General features: G+C 57.7%; 20 protein-coding genes. 7 read left to right on the top strand and 13 right to left on the bottom strand.

Going from position 1 to position 20,302, the window contains the following annotated elements; genetic code table 11:
* Positions 1 to 3: 3 nt before the first annotated feature.
* Positions 4 to 816, top strand: a complete 813-nt coding sequence (locus ACR0L9_RS08600) for an HTD2 family dehydratase (RefSeq protein ID WP_480895421.1) — start codon at positions 4 to 6, stop codon at positions 814 to 816.
* Here the strand turns inward: ACR0L9_RS08600 and ACR0L9_RS08595 are convergent.
* The gene (locus tag ACR0L9_RS08595; protein ID WP_170406605.1) at positions 808 to 1,842 is read right to left on the bottom strand and encodes an NAD(P)/FAD-dependent oxidoreductase; all 1,035 of its coding nucleotides are present in this window, start codon (positions 1,840 to 1,842) and stop codon (positions 808 to 810) included. The genes ACR0L9_RS08600 and ACR0L9_RS08595 overlap by 9 nt on opposite strands.
* 55 nt (positions 1,843 to 1,897) lie before the next feature.
* Here ACR0L9_RS08595 and mnmC2 point away from each other — a divergent pair, with 55 nt between their 5' ends.
* Positions 1,898 to 2,563: a tRNA (5-methylaminomethyl-2-thiouridine)(34)-methyltransferase MnmC2 gene (gene mnmC2, locus ACR0L9_RS08590; protein ID WP_480895420.1), complete on the top strand. Its 666-nt coding sequence runs from the start codon at positions 1,898 to 1,900 to the stop codon at positions 2,561 to 2,563.
* Positions 2,560 to 3,438, top strand: a complete 879-nt coding sequence (locus tag ACR0L9_RS08585; protein WP_170596824.1) for a DMT family transporter — start codon at positions 2,560 to 2,562, stop codon at positions 3,436 to 3,438. Before mnmC2 ends, ACR0L9_RS08585 begins: the two co-directional genes overlap by 4 nt.
* On the opposite strand, the gene ACR0L9_RS08580 is transcribed toward ACR0L9_RS08585, so the two are convergent.
* Positions 3,403 to 5,376, bottom strand: coding sequence for a transglycosylase SLT domain-containing protein (locus ACR0L9_RS08580; protein WP_480895419.1), 1,974 nt, complete (start codon positions 5,374 to 5,376; stop codon positions 3,403 to 3,405). The two genes, ACR0L9_RS08585 and ACR0L9_RS08580, sit on opposite strands and share 36 nt — an antisense overlap.
* Positions 5,377 to 5,499: 123 nt before the next feature.
* Here ACR0L9_RS08580 and dapA point away from each other — a divergent pair, with 123 nt between their 5' ends.
* A complete protein-coding gene (dapA, locus tag ACR0L9_RS08575) occupies positions 5,500 to 6,372 on the top strand; it encodes a 4-hydroxy-tetrahydrodipicolinate synthase (protein WP_170611261.1) in 873 nt (290 codons plus the stop codon).
* A 133-nt stretch (positions 6,373 to 6,505) separates the two neighbouring features.
* Here dapA and ACR0L9_RS08570 read toward each other — a convergent pair whose 3' ends face one another.
* The 5 genes from ACR0L9_RS08570 to pdxR all read right to left on the bottom strand — a co-directional run bounded on the left by ACR0L9_RS08570 (position 6,506) and on the right by pdxR (position 14,581).
* A complete protein-coding gene (locus tag ACR0L9_RS08570; protein WP_170425791.1) occupies positions 6,506 to 7,393 on the bottom strand; it encodes a dimethyl sulfoxide reductase anchor subunit family protein in 888 nt (295 codons plus the stop codon).
* Positions 7,393 to 8,142, bottom strand: a complete 750-nt coding sequence (locus ACR0L9_RS08565; RefSeq protein ID WP_170398728.1) for a 4Fe-4S dicluster domain-containing protein — start codon at positions 8,140 to 8,142, stop codon at positions 7,393 to 7,395. Before ACR0L9_RS08565 ends, ACR0L9_RS08570 begins: the two co-directional genes overlap by 1 nt.
* 91 nt (positions 8,143 to 8,233) lie before the next feature.
* Entirely contained in the window at positions 8,234 to 11,050 is a 2,817-nt protein-coding gene (locus tag ACR0L9_RS08560) for a molybdopterin oxidoreductase family protein (RefSeq protein ID WP_480895418.1), read from the bottom strand.
* A 170-nt stretch (positions 11,051 to 11,220) separates the two neighbouring features.
* Positions 11,221 to 12,996 (bottom strand): sulfoacetaldehyde acetyltransferase, encoded by a 1,776-nt coding sequence (gene xsc, locus ACR0L9_RS08555; RefSeq protein WP_170398722.1) that lies wholly within the window; start codon positions 12,994 to 12,996, stop codon positions 11,221 to 11,223.
* A gap of 124 nt (positions 12,997 to 13,120) precedes the next feature.
* The gene (pdxR, locus tag ACR0L9_RS08550) at positions 13,121 to 14,581 is read right to left on the bottom strand and encodes a MocR-like pyridoxine biosynthesis transcription factor PdxR (RefSeq protein ID WP_170398719.1); all 1,461 of its coding nucleotides are present in this window, start codon (positions 14,579 to 14,581) and stop codon (positions 13,121 to 13,123) included.
* Positions 14,582 to 14,727: 146 nt separating this feature from the next.
* Here pdxR and ACR0L9_RS08545 point away from each other — a divergent pair, with 146 nt between their 5' ends.
* Both ACR0L9_RS08545 and ACR0L9_RS08540 read left to right on the top strand, forming a co-directional pair.
* Positions 14,728 to 15,036, top strand: coding sequence for an ArsR/SmtB family transcription factor (locus ACR0L9_RS08545; protein ID WP_170398716.1), 309 nt, complete (start codon positions 14,728 to 14,730; stop codon positions 15,034 to 15,036).
* Complete coding sequence (locus ACR0L9_RS08540; protein ID WP_480562321.1) at positions 15,029 to 16,060, top strand: permease; 1,032 nt, start codon at positions 15,029 to 15,031, stop codon at positions 16,058 to 16,060. Before ACR0L9_RS08545 ends, ACR0L9_RS08540 begins: the two co-directional genes overlap by 8 nt.
* Positions 16,061 to 16,102: 42 nt before the next feature.
* Here the strand turns inward: ACR0L9_RS08540 and ACR0L9_RS08535 are convergent, their stop codons facing one another.
* Both ACR0L9_RS08535 and ACR0L9_RS08530 read right to left on the bottom strand, forming a co-directional pair.
* Positions 16,103 to 16,492 (bottom strand): hypothetical protein, encoded by a 390-nt coding sequence (locus ACR0L9_RS08535; protein ID WP_480895417.1) that lies wholly within the window; start codon positions 16,490 to 16,492, stop codon positions 16,103 to 16,105.
* A gap of 54 nt (positions 16,493 to 16,546) precedes the next feature.
* Positions 16,547 to 17,308 carry a DUF1013 domain-containing protein gene (locus ACR0L9_RS08530; RefSeq protein ID WP_170398707.1) on the bottom strand — a complete coding sequence of 254 codons (762 nt, stop codon included), beginning with the start codon at positions 17,306 to 17,308 and terminating at the stop codon, positions 16,547 to 16,549.
* 130 nt (positions 17,309 to 17,438) lie between these two features.
* On the opposite strand from ACR0L9_RS08530, the gene ACR0L9_RS08525 reads away from it, so the two are divergent.
* Entirely contained in the window at positions 17,439 to 18,068 is a 630-nt protein-coding gene (locus tag ACR0L9_RS08525; protein WP_480895416.1) for a ribonuclease T2 family protein, read from the top strand.
* On the opposite strand, the gene ACR0L9_RS08520 is transcribed toward ACR0L9_RS08525, so the two are convergent.
* The 4 genes from ACR0L9_RS08520 to ACR0L9_RS08505 all read right to left on the bottom strand — a co-directional run bounded on the left by ACR0L9_RS08520 (position 18,065) and on the right by ACR0L9_RS08505 (position 20,170).
* On the bottom strand, positions 18,065 to 18,553 hold the full coding sequence (locus ACR0L9_RS08520) for a hypothetical protein (protein ID WP_480895415.1): 489 nt from the start codon (positions 18,551 to 18,553) through the stop codon (positions 18,065 to 18,067). The genes ACR0L9_RS08525 and ACR0L9_RS08520 overlap by 4 nt on opposite strands.
* Positions 18,554 to 18,730: 177 nt before the next feature.
* On the bottom strand, positions 18,731 to 19,090 hold the full coding sequence (locus ACR0L9_RS08515) for a hypothetical protein (protein WP_480895414.1): 360 nt from the start codon (positions 19,088 to 19,090) through the stop codon (positions 18,731 to 18,733).
* Between the two features lie 77 nt (positions 19,091 to 19,167).
* Positions 19,168 to 19,761: a recombination mediator RecR gene (gene recR, locus ACR0L9_RS08510; protein ID WP_170398696.1), complete on the bottom strand. Its 594-nt coding sequence runs from the start codon at positions 19,759 to 19,761 to the stop codon at positions 19,168 to 19,170.
* Positions 19,762 to 19,825: 64 nt separating this feature from the next.
* The gene (locus ACR0L9_RS08505) at positions 19,826 to 20,170 is read right to left on the bottom strand and encodes a YbaB/EbfC family nucleoid-associated protein (protein WP_170398693.1); all 345 of its coding nucleotides are present in this window, start codon (positions 20,168 to 20,170) and stop codon (positions 19,826 to 19,828) included.
* Between the last annotated feature and the right edge of the window lie 132 nt (positions 20,171 to 20,302).

The following is a 20,302-nucleotide window of genomic DNA, read 5'->3' as shown; positions in this document are numbered from 1 at the left end:
CGGATGAAGGATCAAGACCAGATAGAGACTCAGGCCGATGTCGTAGATCCTGCCCGAGCGGCTGCACTGCAGGTAGCATTGGGGCGGGAACCGACGATTGAGGCAGGCTCAGTACTACCTCCCTTCTTTCATCAGCTCTATTTCTGGCCGCCGCATGTGCCGAGCGATCTTGGGCGTGATGGACATCCGCGGGTAGGCCAAGGTCTGATCCCCGATATGGGACTACCAAGGCGCATGTGGGCAGGTGGGCGACTGCAGTTTCATCAGCCCTTTGTGGCAGGGGTCGCAGCCGAGCGTCGGACGGTCAGAGAAAGCGCCGTGGCAAAGACAGGACGTAGCGGACCGTTGGCATTTGTCACACTGCGTCACGAGATTTGGCAAAAGGGCGCGCTGAGCGTGACCGAATGGCAGGATCTGGTTTATCGTGAAGATCCCTCATCAGACGCACCGGCTCCAAAAGTTCCGATGGCTCGAACGGATGAGTTGGATCACCGCATTGTTGAATTTGATACAACCCTGTTGTTCCGCTATTCGGCGCTGACGTTCAACGGTCACCGGATCCATTACGATCTTGACTATGCACGCGACGTGGAAGGCTATGCCGGGCTGGTTGTCCATGGGCCTCTGCTGGCCCAATTCCTCATGTTGTTCGCAACCGATCTGATGGGGCCTCTGGCGGAGTTTACGTTTCGCGCATCGTCGCCGCTGATGCATTTCGAAACGGCGACCCTGTGTCGGGATGGTCAGGAGTTTTGGGTGCGTGGACCCGGAGGCCGACAATGCATGTCAGCCAAGGCAATACCGCAATCAGAGTGAAGCTTCGGGCAGAAAATCCTGCGGGATTCTATCGCGTCCTTCCAGCATCAAGTCGGCCATGACCTCGGCCACCTTCGGTGCCATACCAAAACCGATCTTGAATCCCCCATTGGCGATAAACTGCCCTTTGTGCAGGGGATGCGCGCCCAGCATCGGCGCGCGGCTTTTGCTGCGGGGGCGAACACCGGCCCAGCGTTCGATCACTTCCGCCCCGTGCAGGACCGGCACGGCACGCATGGCGCGGTCCAGTACATCGTCCAGAGCGGCATCTGTGCTGGTCGGATCGTCGTATTCGCGTTCTGATGTCGAGCCAATGGCCAACGTACCATCGGCATGAGGCACGATGTGAACAGCATCGGCAAACAACTGTGGTACGTCGCCCGCATCAAATCGCAGCAACGCCGCCTGTCCTTTCACGCCGTTACCGATTGTCTTGCCAAACGCCTTGCTGAGCTCTTGCAGACCCGCAAGTCCAGTGGCGTGTACGACTTGTCCCTTGTCGGGCGCTTCGGCGGTAACTTCTACTCCCATTACGGCAAGCGCAGCCACCAGCGCTGCGCAGGCACGCCTTGGGTGCATGCGCGCGCTTAGCGTATCGTGGACGACATATCCCGTCGGGCTGGGTGGGCACCAGGCACCAATCTGATCTATAAACCGGACGCGCCAATTAGCCTGACCCTGCCAGAGTGTTGCAGCTGTTTGTTCACGCGCTTGGGCCAGCTCCAAACCGCGTGCGTCTGGTATGGGTTGCAGACGCCCAAGACGTGCGTAGCCGGGCGACACACCACCGGTGGCCTCGACCTGTTTCCAGAACGGTTCAGCCATGATTAAACTTTCAAACTGGAACGCCTTTTTGGTGTTCCAGTTTTCGGGCACATGTGGGGCCAGCGCGCCAACAAGCCCTCCACTGGACCCCGCGCCCGGACCAAATGGGTCGACGATCTGAACCTTCGCGCCGCGCCGTGCGCAGGTCCAGGCGATGGAGAGGCCAAATATTCCTGCGCCCCGCACCGTCACATCGACCATTGCCAATCCCCTTTTCGTTGTTCAGTGTCGCGCCGCTTAGCTACAGGATTCCCCGATGGCAGACCAGCGTGCCGAACTTACTTGGACGGAAGACCAGATCCCGGTCTCGGATCGGTTCGATGACCCCTATTACTCGTTGCAGAACGGGTTAGGGGAAACGCGTCATGTGTTTCTGGCAGGCAACGATCTGCCATCGCGCTTTGTACCGGGGTTTCACATCGCTGAACTAGGCTTTGGCACCGGCCTGAATCTGTTGACCGCGTGGTCGGCGTGGGAAGCAGCAGGGCAGACTACACCATTACGGTTCACCAGCTTCGAGGCCTATCCGATGGCGCCTGACGATATGGCGCGTGCTTTAGCCGCCTTCCCCGAGATGACACCGTGGGCCGATCGCTTTCTGAAAACATGGAATGGGCAGAAATGCGTGCTGGACACGTTGCATCTTGAGGTCATGGTCGGAGACGCGCGCCAGACCTTGCCCACATGGGCAGGTGTGGCAGATGCGTGGTTTCTGGATGGCTTCTCACCCGCAAAAAACCCCGAGCTGTGGGAGGCTGAACTGATGCAGCAGGTGGCGGAGCACACGATTCAAGGCGGTACAGCGGCAACCTATACTGCCGCGGGTTTCGTGCGTCGGGGCCTATCCGACGCAGGTTTTGATGTTACCCGCAGCCCCGGCTTTGGCCGTAAACGGCACATGACCCGGGCGGTGAAGCAATGAGCCAGAAGAACAACGTCAACGCCGGTATAGCGCTTATGGTCAGCGCGACGATCGTGTTTGCTTTGCAGGATGGGATTTCGCGCCATCTGGCCGGTACCTACAATACGTATATGGTGGTGATGATCCGGTACTGGTTCTTTGCCGCATTCGTGATTGCTCTGGCTGCGAGATCTAGCGGAGGTTTGCGGGCGGCGGCGCAAACCAGCCAGTTGGGACTCCAGATATTCCGGGGTGTGTTACTGGCCGCAGAAATTTGTGTCGCCGTTTTCAGCTTTACCATTCTGGGCTTGATTGAAAGCCAGGCCGTTTTCATCAGCTATCCGCTGCTGATCGCTGCCCTCAGCGGCCCGGTTCTGGGTGAGAAAGTCGGCTGGCGTCGCTGGGCCGCCATCGGGGTCGGCTGCATCGGGGTGTTGATCATCCTGCAGCCCGGTGCCGGTGTGTTCAACCCTTGGGCTGTGATCCCGCTGATCTCGGCGTTTATGTTCGCGATTTATGGCCTACTGACACGGTATGCGGCTCGGCGGGACAGTACTGCGACCAGTTTTTTCTGGACTGGGGTGGCTGGTGCAGTCGCAATGACTGCTGTTGGTGTCTGGTTTTGGGAACCCATGGCCAGCAGCGATTGGTTTTGGATGGGGTTGCTTTGCATCGCAGGCGCTCTGGGACACTGGCTATTGATTAAGTGCTACGAAATGGCCGAGGCCAGCGCCGTGCAACCCTTTGCCTATTTCCATCTGATGTGGAGCGCAATTCTGGGCATCACGATCTTCCACGAGACGCTGCGCCCCGAGGTTGTTTTGGGCGCAGCTTTGGTGATCGCGGCGGGCCTGTTCACCTTATGGCGCGAACGACGAAAGGGTCGAACCGGTTAGTTCCTTTGAGAATGGCACTGGTAAAGCTGGCTGCCCAAGCCGAGCGCGATAGACCGGCAGGCTTTCGGCGACACGCATGACATAGTTGCGCGTCTCCTTGAAAGGAATGGTCTCGATCCAGTCGATCACATCCACCTGGCCCCGGCGCGGGTCGCCATAGCGTTCCATCCACGAAATCGGCCGTCTTGGCCCCGCGTTATATCCAGCGGCCATCATCACGACATTGCCGTTGAAATCCTCTGCAAGCGTTGCAAGATAATTCGCCCCCAGCTTTGCGTTATATTGCCAGTCCGAGGTTAGGCGCGCGGTTTTATGGCCACCCAGAATACCCAAATCCTGAGCCACAAGTTTGGCGGTAGCGGGCATGACCTGCATCAAACCGCGCGCGCCTGCGCCACTGATGACTACCGGATCGAACTCACTTTCGCGTCGGGCAATTGCCAGCGTCATTTCCTTCGCCATGGGAAGTCCCATATCTGCGACCGGGTGCACTGGGTAATAAGCGGCAGGCAAAACAACACCGGTTGTTGCCGCGCGCTTGGCGATCATGACGGCCAGATGCGGTTCGTTCAGTTCGATCACCAGGTCACCCAGCTGAGCGGCCTGGGTTTGATCGAGACCTTCCACCAAATGGGTCAGAAACCGTTCTGAAAGGTTTCCCTCTCCTGCGCGCTGCAACAGCAATCCAGCCTCCAACACGCTTGAGTCAGCGAATGCGGCTTGTTTCCAATGCGGCGCGCGGCGTGGGTTGGCCAATTCGCTGTCAAACGGACGGCCGATTTGTTCCGCCGCCAGCAACCCGTAGAACGAGGTCTGATAGTTCGCGCCTTCGGCATAAGCCTCGTGCGCCTTGTCAGCATCCCCCTGCGCCGCATAGGCGCGGCCCAGCCAATATCCACCGCGACCCTTCGAAATCGGCGATTGCACCGCCTCCGAGAAATTCTGGAAATGCCGCACCGCCGTGGCCGGATCATTCAGCTTGCGCAGCGCCAGAAATCCCGAGAGCCACTCCAAATCAGCGTAGCCATAGCCCATTTCGGGGGTCATGTGGTGATTGGCGGCAATCGCATAGGCGCGTTCGGCATCTCCCGTGCGCATCTCAAGACGTGCCAGTCTGCGTCGCCCTTCCGCCCATTTGTCGGGTTCACCCAGCGATTTTGGTCCGGTCGAGCGTGCCAACATCAGATCAATGGCGCTGTCGTCCAGTTCTTTGCGATCCCGCCACACGAAACGATCAAATGCCAGGCCAGGGTCTTTGGCCAGTGATTCCGGCACTGCGGCGACTTTGCCGTCCACTCCGTTTTCGCGCTTTTGCAGGGCAATGCGCGCCTCGGCCAGTTTGCGCTGCTCAGAGTTGACCAGGGGCAGCATCCGCCCGGCGCTGACCAGATGCCCATCCCACAACATCCGATCCAACCTGGCCTCGTGATGTGGTCTCAGAAGCTTCCCGAAGTTCTCAAGATAATCCTTTTGTAGGCCCGACCCCATCGGCATGGTTCGCCACGCGGTTACGACGTCGGCTTCTGCTTCACCATTGCGGCCTTGGCTTTTCAAGGCCACGGCATAATTCAAAGCACCTTCTGCTGTTTGCGGTGGCATCCCTTCGTAGAATTTCAGAACTCGATTCGGATCGGCCCCGGTGAATGATGGCTCGCTCTTACGGCGCAGCCAGGCCAAACCGGGCCAATCCGGGCGCCGCTCAAGAAACACCAGCACATCGCCCGAGCTGCCAAAACCTTCGCGTAGCCAATGCCAGACAATAATGTCCCGCGCCACCGATCCACGCTGGCCTGCAACGCGCAGCGCGGCATTCCAATCGCCCTTGCGCATCTCATAGAGCCCCGCGCGCAAATCCTGCGTCGCATCCGCCCGGGTGGCATGCGGCTGTAGCATCAGCGCCAGAATCATCGCTATTCCAAGCGACAGAATACGTCTCATCCCTTGCATTCCCCAACAAACCAAGGATACAGCCATGCAGGATAAACCTTGCGCCGCCGGGATCAACTCACAAACCCTTAATCGTGACAGACCGGTGCGCAAAAAACACCTAAGGAGCGTTCCATGTTTAAAGGCTCAATGCCAGCCCTGGTCACCCCGTTCAGCAACGGCGCGTTGGACCTGGAAACGCTCAAACACCTGGTGGAATGGCAAATACAGCAAGGTTCGACCGGTCTGGTTCCGGTTGGTACGACCGGCGAAAGCCCGACCCTCAGCCATGAAGAACATGAAACGGTTATCGCCGAAGTGGTGAAGGCTGCAGCAGGTCGCGTGCCTGTCATCGCAGGCGCGGGCTCCAACAATACTGTCGAGGCCATTCGGTTTGTTCAGTTTGCGCAAAAAATCGGTGCGGATGCGGCGCTGGTCGTAACCCCCTATTACAACAAGCCGACCCAGAAGGGGCTGCTGGCGCATTTCCAAACTCTGCATGACAGTGCCGATATCCCGATCATCATCTACAATATCCCGGGTCGTTCGGTCATCGACATGACTCCTGCAACGATGGGTGAGTTGGCGAAACTGCCGCGCATCATCGGGGTCAAGGACGCGACCGGAGATCTGGCGCGCGTCAGCCAGCAGCGTGCAAGCTGTGGTGCGGATTTCTGCCAGCTATCCGGTGAAGACGCCACAGCACTGGGCTTCAACGCTCATGGCGGAGTGGGCTGCATCTCGGTCACCGCAAACGTGGCCCCGAAGCTCTGTGCTGAATTCCAGCAGGCAACGTTGGCGGGCGATTATGCAAAGGCACTGGATTATCAGGACCGCCTGATGCCCCTGCACGAAGCGATCTTCATCGAGCCCGGTCTGGTTGGCGCAAAATACGCGCTCAGCAAACTTGGCCTGTGTAGCACCGAAGTGCGCTCGCCTCTGACCGAGCTGGAAGACAGCACCAAAGCCGCTATCGAAGCAGCAATGGCGCATGCTGGATTAATCTGAAATCAATATACGGACTCGTAAGGGCGGCCTCGAAGATCGAGCGCCACCCTTTTCTAATTCGGGATCCAAATTTCATCTGGCTAGAAATACCTCGGGGGAGGCGCGGCTTGCCGCGACGGGGGCAGAGCCCCCATCAACGCTTGCCGTAGTACAACCCAACCACATGCTCTGCTTGCGCGAAGAACAACCAGCGTGAAACAGCAACGCCGGTGACATGCGACAACACCGCCACAAGCGCAAAGACATGCTTGATCAGAACGCCGCCAAAGGGGATCAGAAGCAGCAGTAAAGGCAGCACAAAAGCCAGACCAAAAGATATCATCCGTAGTTTCTGCGCATGCTTCCGACCGACCACATGCACAAACTCACGCAGCAGATAGTTTGTACCTGTATGAGGTGGTTCGAATGCGCGGACAGCGCCTCGCTCACCAAGCCCTGTCGCGGTTGCCAGCGTGGTTCCCGATCGGGACAACGCACCGTCGCCCTTGGCCCAATAGGCAAGCTGTACAGCGCCGGCAATGGCCAGCAACCAAGGGGCAAGCGCTTCTGCTCCGGCCAACAACGCCCCGCCTGCAAGGCTGAACGACAAGAACATGGCTGGTGTCAGGTTCATGTTCCAGCGTGGGATGGTCTTGAGCTGCGTGTAGATCATCGATGTGGTGAAGACCGTGGCCAGCGAGAATGCCGCGCCGATCCAGCCTAGCACACCCCAGCGTTGGCCTAGAAAGACCGCACCAATAGCATAAAGCCCCATGACAAGCAGCGCGATGACCGCGCACCAGCCCTCGCGGCTGAGCCAGCTTGAGCGCCACTGGGTGAAGGCTTTCCAGGCGCGCTCTGGGTGGCCGAGGTGGAATGTCGACGCGAGCAAACCGCCGACGGACAAGCCATAGGCAATTGCGAAAAACACAAACGCGACCCAGCCCGAGACGTCAGGTATGCCGAGCCCCAGGAAGAACAAGAGTCCAAATCCGAGACCGGACAGGGTGGTAAAGATGATAACGGAAGGTGCCGGGTGCATCAGAGCTTCTCCAGGGTCTTGTCGAGCCAGCCGAGGAAACCCTTGGGCTCTTCGGCGACCGGGGCCAGCAGAGGGGCTAGGATGTCAATCTGCTCCTCAATTTTGTCCTTGGGTCGGGGCGGCAGGTATTTGTTGACGGGTTTGGTGCCCTGTTCAGGCATCAGGTCCATGCCGCCACGTTCGACGACCAGCTTACTGACATCACTGCCAGGGTCGCCGAGATCGCCAAAGTGTCGGGCACCTGCCGGGCAGGTGCGCACACAAGAGGGCACACGATCCACCTCGGGTAGGTTCTCGTTGTAAATCCGATCGACGCAAAGCGTGCATTTCTTCATAACGCCTTCGGCCTGATCCAGTTCGCGTGCGCCATAGGGGCAGGACCACGCGCACAGGCCGCAGCCGATGCAGTCATTTTCGTTGACCAGAACGATTCCGTCCTCAACCCGCTTGTAGCTGGCACCGGTGGGGCAGACGGTCACGCAGGGTGCGTCTTCACAATGCAGGCAGGATTTTGGGAAGTGGATCAATTGGGCATGCCCTTCGGCGGGTTGCACCTCGTAAGAGTGCACCCGGTTCAAGAAGGTGCCTGAAGGGTCAGCACCATAAGCATCCTGATCCGACAGTGGCGCGCCGTAGTTTTCGGTGTTCCAGCCTTTGCATGAAATGACGCAGGCATGGCAGCCAACGCAGGTGTCCAGATCAATGACCAGACCCATCTTGCGTTCGGTTGATTGGGGGAGCTGGGTCATGACTGCCTTGCCTCTGCGATTGTGGTCAGGGCGGGCTGGGGCTCTGCCCCAGACCCCGAGATATTTATAGCCAGATGAAGAACGGATCGGGTCATTTGCCCACCTTCCAGGCCAAATCCTTTGGCCCTTGCCCGACCGGCGATTTGATTGGAGCGAATTCTGGCTGGCTTTCAGCATCGCTTGGAGCGGCGGCCTTTTCGATTTTTACCTTCAGATCGAACCAGGCGGCCTGACCGGTGATCGGATCAGAGTTTGCCCAGCGCAGGCCGTCACCTTTGGGGGGCAGCAGCTCGTGGATCAGGTGGTTGAGCAGGAAACCCTTGGTGGCCTCGGGGGCGTCTTTCTGCAAGGCCCAGGCCCCTTTGCGCTTTCCGATGGCATTCCAAGTCCACACGGTATTGTTGTTCAGCGCAGCCATCTCCATGACGGGTACCGTGATCTCGCCATGTGGAGAGCTGACTTTGGCCCAATCGCCGTCTTGCAGCCCGTGTTCACGCATCAGCTTGGTCGGGACGTATAGCGGGTTGCGCCCATGTAGCTGACGCAACCAGGCGTTTTGTGTGCCCCAACTATGATACATCGCCATTGGCCGCTGGGTCAGAGCGTTGACGGTGAAGCCTTCATTGCCGGTCTGATCGGTTTCGTACCAAATGGGCAGGGGGTCCATTGTATCTTGGATCTGCGCGCGCAGGTGATCTGGGGGCTGGCGTTCCCCGTAGCCTTCGGCGGCCAGTTGGAATTTACGCATCGGCTCGGAATAGAGCTGGAATAGATAGGGCTGTGGGCTGTCATAGATACCCATGCCCACAGCCCAGTTTTGATAGGCAGTGTTCCAAGGTTTGTAGTAATCCGCACCTTCGGGAATATGCGCGACATAGAAGCCACCATTCTCGATGTATTGGTTCAATTGGTCGGGGTTAACCTCGCCACGACCTTCCTTGTCGCCGTTTTCGCCCCGGAAACCGGCAAGCGGTCCAATCCCCGGCTTGCGTTCGTGGTTGACGATATAGTCGGCGTAATCCGTCCACTTGGCGCTGCCATCATCGTTGGTAAAGCCGGGCAGGCCCATGCGGTTGGCCAGATCAATCAGAACCGACTGGAAGCCGCGTACGTCGCGGTCGGGTTCAATCACCGGCCAGCGGATCGCGTCTGCCGCTGCCTCGGCCTCGCAGATCGGGCGGTCCAGTAGCGAGATACAGTCGTGTCGTTCCAGATAAGTTGTATCGGGCAGGATAAGGTCGGCATAGGCCACCATTTCCGAGGAATAAGCATCGGAATAGATGATATGCGGGATCACGTAGTCGCCGTTCTCATCCTTGTCCGTCAGCATGTCCATGACACCCTTGGTGTTCATGGTCGAATTCCAGGACATGTTGGCCATGTACATGAACAACGTATCGATCTTGTAGGGATCACCTGCATGGGCATTCGAGATCACCATGTGCATCAGCCCGTGGCTGGACATCGGGTTTTCCCATGTAAATGCTTTGTCGATCCGCGCCGGGCTGCCGTCTTCTTTCAGCGCCAGATGCTCGGGGCCGCGAACAAACCCCAAATGCGGCCCGTCCAGAGGTGTATTCGGCGTCACCTTACAATGCGGAGTCGGATGCGCCTCAACTGGCTTGGGGTAGGGTGGCTTGAAGCGGAAGCCGCCGGGGACTTCGACCGTTCCAAGCAGGATCTGCAACACATGCAGGGCGCGGCAGGTCTGGAAACCGTTGGCATGGGCTGAAACGCCGCGCATCGAGTGCATCGCAACGGGGCGACCAATCATCTTCGAGTGTTTCTCGCCCCGGAAATCGATCCATTCATGGTCCAGTTCGAACGCTTCATCAAAGGCCACACGGGCCAGCTCGCCAGCAATCGCGCGAATGCGGGTCGCTGGCACGCCGCATTTTTCTGCGATTGCCTCGGGGGCGTATTCATCCGCCAGATACCGTTCTGCCATGTGGTGGAAGACGGGGCGGTGGGTGACACCGTCCTTTTCGTAGGTCGCTGATAGGTCAGGGCGGACGCCGTGGGTGTCGAAAGCAGTCAGCTTGCCGGTATTGCGGTCGATGACCAATGGCTTGCCGTCATCGTCTTTCAGGAACAGACCCTTTTCCGGACCGTCGGATGCGTTGATCAGGACCGGCGCGTTGGTGTAGCGACTTAGGTAATCCAGATCGATTTTGCCTGCCTTCATCAGCACATGGATCATCGACAAGATGAACAGGCCATCGGTACCGGGGGTGATGCCGACCCAATCATCTGCCACGGCGTTATAGCCCGAGCGGATCGGATTTACCCCAATCACCCGGGCACCGCGCGCCTTGATCTTGCCGATGCCCATTTTAATCGGGTTGCTGTCGTGGTCTTCTGCAACGCCGAACAGCATGAACAGCTTGGTGTGATCCCAGTCGGGCTGACCGAACTCCCAGAATGCACCGCCCATCGTGTAGATGCCACCGGCTGCCATGTTGACCGAACAGAACCCGCCATGGGCCGCATAGTTACAGGTGCCGAAATTCTGTGCCCAGAAACTGGTGAAGCTCTGGCTCTGATCACGGCCGGTGAAAAAGGCCAGTTTCTCAGGGTTGTCTTCGCGGATCGGTTTTAGCCAACCGACAGCGATCTCGAGCGCCTCGTCCCAACTGATCTCTTCGAACTCGCCAGACCCACGCGGGCCGACGCGTTTGAGCGGTGCGCGTAGGCGCGACGGGGCGTTCACCTGCATAATCCCCGCGCTGCCTTTGGCGCAGAGAACGCCCTTGTTTACCGGATGATCCCGATTGCCTTCGATATAGGCGACCTTCCCATCCTTCATGTGCACGTTGATACCGCAGCGGCAGGCACACATATAGCACGTGGTCCGGCGGATCTCGTCTGACACGGGTGGGGATAGGTTGAGGTTCGGTTGTTGATTCACGCTGTCTCTCCCTGTGGCGGATCGCCTTGGTACCTGTACGTGTTGAACACACTGGAGCGTAAGCACACCGGGCTCAACCATATAGAGGAAGAGAGTGCAGGCACCCCCTTCCTCTGCTTTTCTTTAAGCGGACCGGTTGAACCCGGTCCGACTTATGTTTTTGACAGCAATCAAACCTGCTGCAGACGCATGTCGCTTGCGTCGATACCTGCAACCTCAACCGGCTTCTTCATCGCGTCGCGACGGAAGGGTTCACCCAGTTCCTGGTTGATCATTGCTTCGATCAGGGTGGTGATGCCGTTCTTCTGATCCTCGATCGCCTGGCTCAGCGCCGCTGTCAGTTCATCCTGAGTGCGCGCGATGACGCCTTTCAAGCCACAGGCGTTGGCGATGCCGGCATAGGACACTTTGGTGTCCAACTCGGTGCCGACGAAGTTGTCATCGAACCACAGGGTCGAGTTGCGCTTTTCCGCACCCCACTGGTAGTTGCGGAACACAACCTGAGTGATGGCTGGCCATTCTTCGCGACCGATGGCGGTCAGTTCGGTGACTGCAATGCCGAAGGCACCATCGCCAGAGAAGCCGACAACTGGTACATCCGGGCAGCCGATCTTCGCGCCAATGACCGAAGGCAGACCATAGCCACAGGGGCCGAACAGGCCGGGGGCCAGATACTTGCGGCCTTCTTCAAACGAAGGATAGGCGTTGCCGATGGCGCAGTTGTTGCCGATGTCGGACGAGATGATCGCCTCTTTCGGCAGCGCGGACTGGATCGCGCGCCATGCTTTGCGCGGGCTCAGCCAGTCCGGCTTGGCAGCGCGAGCGCGCTCGTTCCAGGTGGTGCCCGGATCGTCCTGCTCGTGATCCATCGAGGTCAGTTCTTGCGCCCAACGCGATTTGGTTTCGGCGATCTTAGCCTTGCGCGCATCGCGGCCTTCGTCACCGGCTGTGTCGGACAGTTGGTTCAGGATGCTGGTGGCAACGGTCGCCGCATCGCCCACGATACCAACCGAGACCTTCTTGGTCAGGCCGATGCGGTCGGGGTTGATGTCGACCTGAATGATCTTTGCATCTGCAGGCCAGTACTCCATGCCGTAGCCTGGAAGGGTCGAGAACGGGTTCAGGCGTGTACCGAGGCACAGAACAACGTCTGCTTCCTTGATCAGCTGCATACCGGCTTTTGAGCCGTTGTAGCCCAGCGGGCCAGCGAACAGTGGGTGCGAGCCGGGGAAAGCGTCATTGTGCTGGTAGCCAACGCAAACCGGAGCGTCCAGACGCTCGGCCAGTGCTTTCGACGCTTCGATGCCGCCTTTCGACAGAACGGTGCCTGCACCGTTCAGGATAACGGGGTTCTTTGCGTTCGACAGCAGAGCGGCAGCTTCGGATACGGCCGATGCACCACCCGAAGGCAGTTCAAACTCAACAACAGCAGGCAGCTCGATGTCGATCACCTGAGTGAAGAAGTCGCGCGGAACGTTGATCTGCGCAGGTGCCGAAGCGCGCTTGGCGTTCATGATTACGCGGCTCAGAACCTCGGCCATACGGCTGGGGTCACGCACCTCTTCCTGGTAGCAAACGCAGTCTGCGAACATGCGCATCTGCTCCATTTCTTGGAAACCACCTTGACCCATGGTCTTGTTTGCGGCCTGCGGAGTGACCAGCAGCAGCGGAGTGTGGTTCCAATAGGCAGTTTTGACGGCGGTCACAAAGTTGGTGATGCCGGGGCCGTTCTGGGCGATCATCATCGACATCTTGCCGGTTGCGCGGGTATAGCCGTCGGCCATCATGCCGCCGGACCCTTCGTGGGCACAATCCCAGAAAGTGATGCCTGCTTTGCCAAAGATGTCGGAGATCGGCATCATGGCCGAGCCGATGATACCGAACGCATGTTCGATGCCATGCATCTGCAGGGTTTTTACAAAGGCTTCTTCGGTGGTCATCTTCATCTGCGTAATCTCCGATCATAGAAGGATGGAACGGGGGTTTTGCACCCAGTTTTCTGATCGGTTTTGGCGTACGGGTGTCTGTGGCGTTAGGGCCAGAACCGGTAGCGGTTTAAGTCCAGAGTGCTTAAGAACGCCGGATCGCTTCAGCAATCTGTTGGATTCCCGGTTCGATACGATCCGACGAGATTGAAGAGTAGCCCAGCCGATAAAAGTTCTTTGGTCTGTTCTGGCTTGAAAAAAATGCCTCACCCGGTTCGATATGGACGCTTTGGCGCTGCAGGTCTCGGGCCAGTTTGCTGGTGTCTACATGCAGCGGCGCTTGCATCCAGATCGATGATCCGCCCAGCATCCCGCGCCCAGCAACAGTCAGACCATATTGTCCAATCGCCTCCTCAATCGCTTCGCGACGGCGTTGCAGCGTTTTAGACATGCGCCGGATCTGAGCATCATAGTGGCCGAGCGATAGGAAGTAGGCTGCGGTTCGCTGCATGTGGCCAGGAGGGTGACGCAAGACCAGAGATCGCAGGGCGCGCGCTTCACGGATAAAGGGTTCGGACCCGACCATGTAGCCCAATCGAAGCCCCGGAAACAGCGACTTGGAAAAGCTGCCCACGTAGATCACCCGCCCATCGCGATCCATTGACCTGAGCGCCGGTGACGGGGCCCCGAGAAATGACATTTCGAATTCATAGTCATCCTCGACGATCATGGCATCCAATTCGCGGGCACGACGCAGCAGTGCATGTCGGCGGTCCACCGGCATGGTCGCGGTTGTCGGGCTCTGGTGGCTGGGGGTGGTGAATATGACGTCGGTATCGTCAGGGATTGTTTCCGGGGGCAACCCGTCCCGGTCGACCTTCAGATAAGACAGCTTGCATTCCGAGTGAATCAGAAGATCGCGCAGGGCGTAATAGCAGGGGTCCTCGATCGCTGCCCTACGGTTCCGGTTCAGCAATATGCGAGACGCCAGCCAAAGGGCGTTCTGAGCGCCCAGGGTGATCAAGATTTCTTCGGGCCGGGCTACAATTCCGCGGCGGGGAAGAGTATGCCGGGCGATGAATTCAAGCAGCAGCGGGTCATCTTGATCGACATAGTCTCCGGTCAAAGAATCAAAGTCCTTATGTCCCAACGCCCGAACTGCGCAGAGACGCCAGTTTGCATGATCGAACAGCTTTCTGTCGACTTGGCCATAAATGAAGGGATAGCGGTAGTCACGCCAGTTGCTGGGTTTTGTCAGCACATCACCGCCCGAGAAACGGCGGGCAAACGCCTGATCCCAGTCAACCACTTCGGTGTCGCGCCGCACTGGCGTGTAGGTCGGCGGCACTGGCGCATTTTCTGAAACATAGTATCCCGACCGGCCTTTGGCGGTCAGGTAATCATTGGCCAGCAGTTCAGTATAGGCAAGCGTGACCGTAATCCGGCTGACACCCAAATGGGCAGCAAGTTTACGGGACGAGGGCAGCTTTTCCCCAACGTGGAAGCGTCCTGACAGAATGCCTTCGGCGATCAACTGTTGCAGCTGCGCCTGTAAGGTGCCTTGCCCATTGCGTTCCAAAAAGAATGTGTCGACCGAAATACCCATTGCCTCGTTATAGGTTGGACCTAAGGCGGTGGCAATCTGGACTTATGGCCCTGCGAACCATGTTGGGAGTTTTACGCACACGCGTGGTTGACGCAGGATACAAATTAAACTAAATAACCAGAAATCTAGTTTAATGGAGATAAAGGATGTGGGAAGAAGCTGCCGCAGGTTTCTCTGCCATGGGCTCGGAAGCCCGATTGAAGGTTCTTAAGACCTTGGTTCGTGCTGGGGAAGCAGGCCTGACCGTTGGAGAAATTCAGACGAGGACAGGAATCGCACCCTCGACTCTGGCGCATCATCTGCGGTTTCTGGCTGCTGGCGGAGTAGTTGAGCAAGAGAAGATCGGGCGTAGCACGATCAACCGCGCGTGCTTTGACGAATTGAGAAACCTGGCGCAGTTCATCCTTAGTGAATGCTGCGCAGACGAAATCGGAAAGGCCGCAAACGATGGCTGAACTAACACAAAACCCCAAGCCACTTGCCAGAAACCTGATCGACCTGATCAAAACGCCCTGGGCTCTGATCGTGGTCATACTGGCGCTGGTGGCCGTTCTTGATCCGGGCAACTGGACCGAGGTTGTGAGTTTTGCAGCCAAAGCGCTTGCGCATACGGGCCAGTACATCCTGTTTGCTGTTCTGCTGCTATCATACCTGAAGGCAACCGGGGCCGAAGTGATGGTCGCCCGTGCATTTGAGGGTCGCGAGACACGGATGATCTTTCTGGCCGCGTTGTTTGGCGGGCTGGCCCCATTTTGTTCCTGCGAAGTGATCCCATTCATCGCGGGATTGCTGGCTCTGGGTGCGCCATTGTCGGCCGTGATGGCATTCTGGCTCAGTTCACCGTTGATCGACCCCCCGACGTTGCTGATTACTGCGGGTGCGCTGGGTTGGCCGTTTGCAATTGGTAAAGCGGTTGCCGCTGTCGCGTTGGGTTTGTTCGGCGGGTTTGCCGTGCGCACCCTGATGCGGGGAGGTGCCTTTGCGCAGCCGTTGCGTGAATACAAACCCGCTGGTTGCTGCGGTTGCGGACCAAAGCAAGATGACAAACCCGTCTGGAAGTTCTGGCAAGACCCTGACCGTCGGACGCGCTTTCGGGTTGAGTTCGTTCACAATGGCCTGTTCCTGCTCAAATGGCTAGCATTTGCCTACGTGCTCGAAGCATTGCTGGTCAGCTATGTTCCGGCAGACCTGATCGCCCGCGTTGTTGGTGGTGAGGGTGTTGTGCCAATTGTCATCGCTGCCTTGGTCGGAATGCCTGCCTATCTGAACTCTTACGTCGCACCACCGCTTCTTGCGGGTCTGATGGAGCAGGGTATGAGTGCGGGTGCTGCGATGTCATTCATGGTGGCCGGTGCCGTCAGTTCGATACCTGCGATGGCGGCCGTGTGGTCACTGGTGAAACCGCGCGTCTTTGCCACCTATCTGGGGTTGGGCATCAGCGGTGCCATCGTAGCAGGCATCCTGTTTCAAATGATCTAAACAAAAAACCGCCCGGTTGAGCCACCGGGCGGTTTTGCTTTTCTAGCTAGCTTCGCAATATCGTGGCAGTTTGAACCGATACCTTGGCTCTCCACTTTCAACGAAAACCCGTTTCTCGATACAGGCTTGGGTTCCAACTGTCTGAGCAATCGGCCCTTCGGTCGAAGTGATTGATGCAGCTGAGCCATCCGGCAAGCGCACCGAAGCAATGACCCCGTTCTTGAGATCGCCATTGATCGGTGTCGCCGACAAAACCGCGACGGTGAGAAACGCCTCGTGCTCGTGCTTGCCGTCGTCATTCAGCAACAGCAAGCCAGCGACTATCGCGATCATAACTAAGGCACCTGTAATGGCCAACCACCAGGATTTCAGGAACACATAGATTGAAACGGCACGATGCGCGTCGAAGAATAAGGATAGAACCTTTAGCATCAAATCACCCAAAAAATCGGGTCCCGGCTATTCGAGGCCGGGACCATGCGCATCTCAGGGGCGCAGATCGTCTTCGTCTTCTTCATCACCACCACCCTTGGGTAGGTTGAAGAAGCTATCCGCATCGACGATGGGCTCTTCGTCTTCCTTCTCGTTGGTGTCCTCGGACAACGAGAATGTCTCGAGACCTTCGATCGCGGTCGGGATCTTGGGCGCTGAATCCATCTCAAGCGACTGTTCGGTCGACACCAGTTTGCGACGCTCATCATCGCTCATCACGCCACCTTCGGCTGCTTTCTTGGCCGCGGCCTTTTGCACGATGGCATCCAGTTCGGACTGTTTGCACAGTCCCAGGGCAACCGGATCGATCGGCTGCATGTTCGAGATGTTCCAGTGCGTCCGCTCGCGGATCGACTGGATGGTCGGCTTGGTGGTGCCGACCAGCTTGGCAATCTGGCCGTCGCTGAGTTCCGGGTGGAACTTGACCAGCCACAGGATCGAGTTCGGACGGTCCTGACGCTTGGACAGCGGGGTGTAGCGCGGACCACGGCGTTTCTCTTCGCCTGATGCCGCCGGATTGAACTTCAGCTTCAGTTTGTGCAGCGGGTTGTTTTGCGCGGTGTCAATTTCTTCCTGAGTCAGCTGGTTGTTGGCAATCGGGTCAAACCCTTTGACACCTGCAGCCACATCACCATCCGCAATACCCTGCACTTCCAGCTCGTGCATGCCTACGAAATCCGCGATCTGCTTGAAGCTGATCGTGGTGTTGTCCACCAGCCATACGGCGGTTGCCTTGGCCATAAGCGGTTTTGCCATCAGCCCGTCTCCTATAAATACATCTGTCCCGTCGCCGGAATTCGGCGGCCCCGAAGCTATGGGGCAGGTTTCCGTTGTCGGGGAACTTGGGGCCTATATAGTCGCGACAGCTAAAGAAGGGAAGAGGCGAATGCGCTGGGCGATTTTGTGGGTGCTGAGTGCCATGGCTGCGATGGCCGAGGGCAAAAAGGCGGGCGAGTTCGACTACTACGTCCTGTCGCTCAGCTGGTCGCCCAATTGGTGCGCCCGCGAAGGCGATGCGCGCGGATCGGATCAGTGCAACGCACGACACGATCACGGATGGATATTGCATGGTCTCTGGCCGCAATTCCATCAGGGTTGGCCTTCGTATTGTCGCACGTCCGAAGCGCCACCCACACGCCGCATGACGCGGGAAATGGAGGATATTCAGGGCTCATCCGGGTTGGCCTGGCATCAATGGAAAAAGCACGGCACCTGTTCGGGCCTCAGTGCACCCGACTATTTAGCCCTGTCGCGGCAGGCTTATGCAGGAGTTGCGCGCCCCGAGGTGTTCCGCAAGCTGGACGCGACGGTCAAACTGCCCGCTTCGGTGGTGGAAGAGGCCTTTCTCAAGGCCAATCCCACGCTCGAGCCTGACATGATCACCATCACCTGTAAGCAAGGCTATATCGAAGAAGTCCGCCTATGCCTGTCCCGCAATCTTGACCCGGTGCCCTGTGGCCGCGACGTGATCCGTGATTGCACCGCTAAAGACGCGGTGTTTGATCCGATTCGTTAGAGCTTTTTGTTCTGGCAGTCGCGCGCATAATCCAGCGCTTTGGCGGTGCCTTTCAGATCAATCGCCATGACGGTCTGACCTTCTGGATTGTAGACGGTCATGGTCTTGTTCTGCGCAATCGAGGTGACGAAACTCCGGTCCGTAAAGAACACCGTCGCGCCGGGCACGCGATCCTGCTTGAACCCGATGGCGGTGGCATCAAAGCTCTTGCCGTCCAGCTCAAACCGGATTGGGTATTGTTCCCCCGGTTTAATGTCGCCCCAAGCCTTGTTGTAAACTGTGAAATACCCGCGATTATCCAACGCGTCATAGCCTAGCCGCACCACCGAGAGGTCTTGATAAACGGTTTGTATCAGGCACCCATTGCCAAGATTGGGGTCCATCATGATGTTCCAGCCTTCGACAAAACCTTTGTCGATAAGTTCCTGCGACAGGGCGGCAGTGGCGGCGAAGGCGGCTAGGGTGAGGGCGAGAAGGCGGGGCATATTTGAAATCCACAGAGTTACGTTGTGAAACTGTGCCCAAGTTACAAGTTTCGACAGCCCAGCCAAGAGCATTCTTTCATTGCGCCCCAGATACTAGGTCGTATTCAGCCAATCTGAATTTTAAGATCACCTAGCTTGTGGAGCGTTCGTCGTGAAGTAATAAAGCTACTAAGAAACTTATAGGCAGGACCCGCCGAAATTAGGCTTCAACTCGACTATGGTGTCATTCTGGGCTTCCCAAAAAACGAGCCAACGAAGCATGCAGGGAAAAGACTGTTTTTCAAAATACGCATAGCTTTTTCCTTTTGAAATAGAAAATCCATCTTGCTCTAGAAATCGGACCAGCTCTTGCTCTTTCAGCGGCAATGGGTATTCAGCGATTATCCTTCGAGCAAACTCTTTGTCAGCTTCGGCAAAACTGTCGGGCAGATTTCGCCCGATTTTTGGAGGTAGCGGAAACGGCGGGGACAGCAACAAGTGAATACCAATCACGACAATCAGCGCAGATGCACAAAAAACTATAATAAACTTTCGCATCAAATGCTTAACCTCCAAGAAATCCTAAGAAAGTGCTTGGTTTCTACAAGGCACGCAAGGAGCAGGCGACTACAAATCTAGATCTCCTTCCGCGCCCGCAACGCCGCAGTAATCGTCCCGTCGTCTAGATAGTCCAACTCGCCCCCAATCGGCACACCTTGTGCCAGGGATGTCAGACGAACCTGCCCCTCCAACTGATCCGCGATGTAGTGGGCAGTGGTCTGGCCATCGACGGTGGCGTTCAGGGCGAGGATGATCTCGGTGATACTCTCGGCCACAACCCGGTCCTTCAACCGGGGGATGCGCAATTCATCCGGGCCGACTCCGTCCAAAGCCGACAACGTGCCGCCCAAAACGTGATAGCGGCCCTTGAAGACCCCGGCGCGCTCCATCGCCCAAAGATCTGCGACGTCTTCGACTACGCACAGTTCTCCGGTTGCGCGGGCCTCATCATTGCAGATGTCGCAGATATCAGTGGTGCCCACATTGCCGCAGTTCAGGCATTCACGGGCAGTTACGGCTACCTGCTGCATGGCGTCAGAAAGCGGCGTCAGCAGCAGGGCGCGTTTGCGGATCAGGTGCAGGACTGCGCGGCGGGCCGAGCGGGGGCCGAGACCGGGCAGCTTGGCCATCAGGTCGATCAGATTGTCGATGTCACTGTTCGAACTCACCGTGAGACCCTCGCAATTGGGCCAGGGAAACACGCCCCGGCCATAGATCCGTCAGGAGGGTGTATCAGAACGGCAGCTTGATGTCTGCGGGCAGGCCCATGCTTTCGGTCAGCTTGGCCATTTCTGCCTGCGAACGTTCCTGCGCCTTGGTTTGGGCGTCCTTGATCGCGGCGAGGATGAGGTCTTCGACTACTTCCTTATCGTCACCGTTAAAGATCGATGGGTCGATATCCAGACCTTTCAACTCGCCCTTGGCGGTCGCGGTGGCCTTGACCAGCCCGGCACCGGATTCGCCGACAACCATGATGGTGTTCAGCTCTTCCTGCATGTCAGTCATCTTGGTCTGCAGATCCTGCGCGGATTTCATCATCTTGGCCATGTCACCCAGGCCGCCTAAACCTTTTAGCATCGGTAATCTCCTGTCACTCGATTTGTGGCCTAGATACGAAGCGTAACCGCGCGGCACAAGAGGTCAGGATACTCCCGCCCGTCGTCAAGGTCTTTGGCAAGACCTTTCCTCCCGTTGTGCCCGGCTTCGCGC

The organism is Ruegeria sp. I3 (genome assembly GCF_056532525.1).
Note: the sequence above shows the minus strand (reverse complement) of the source record. Positions and strands in the feature narration are given on the sequence as shown.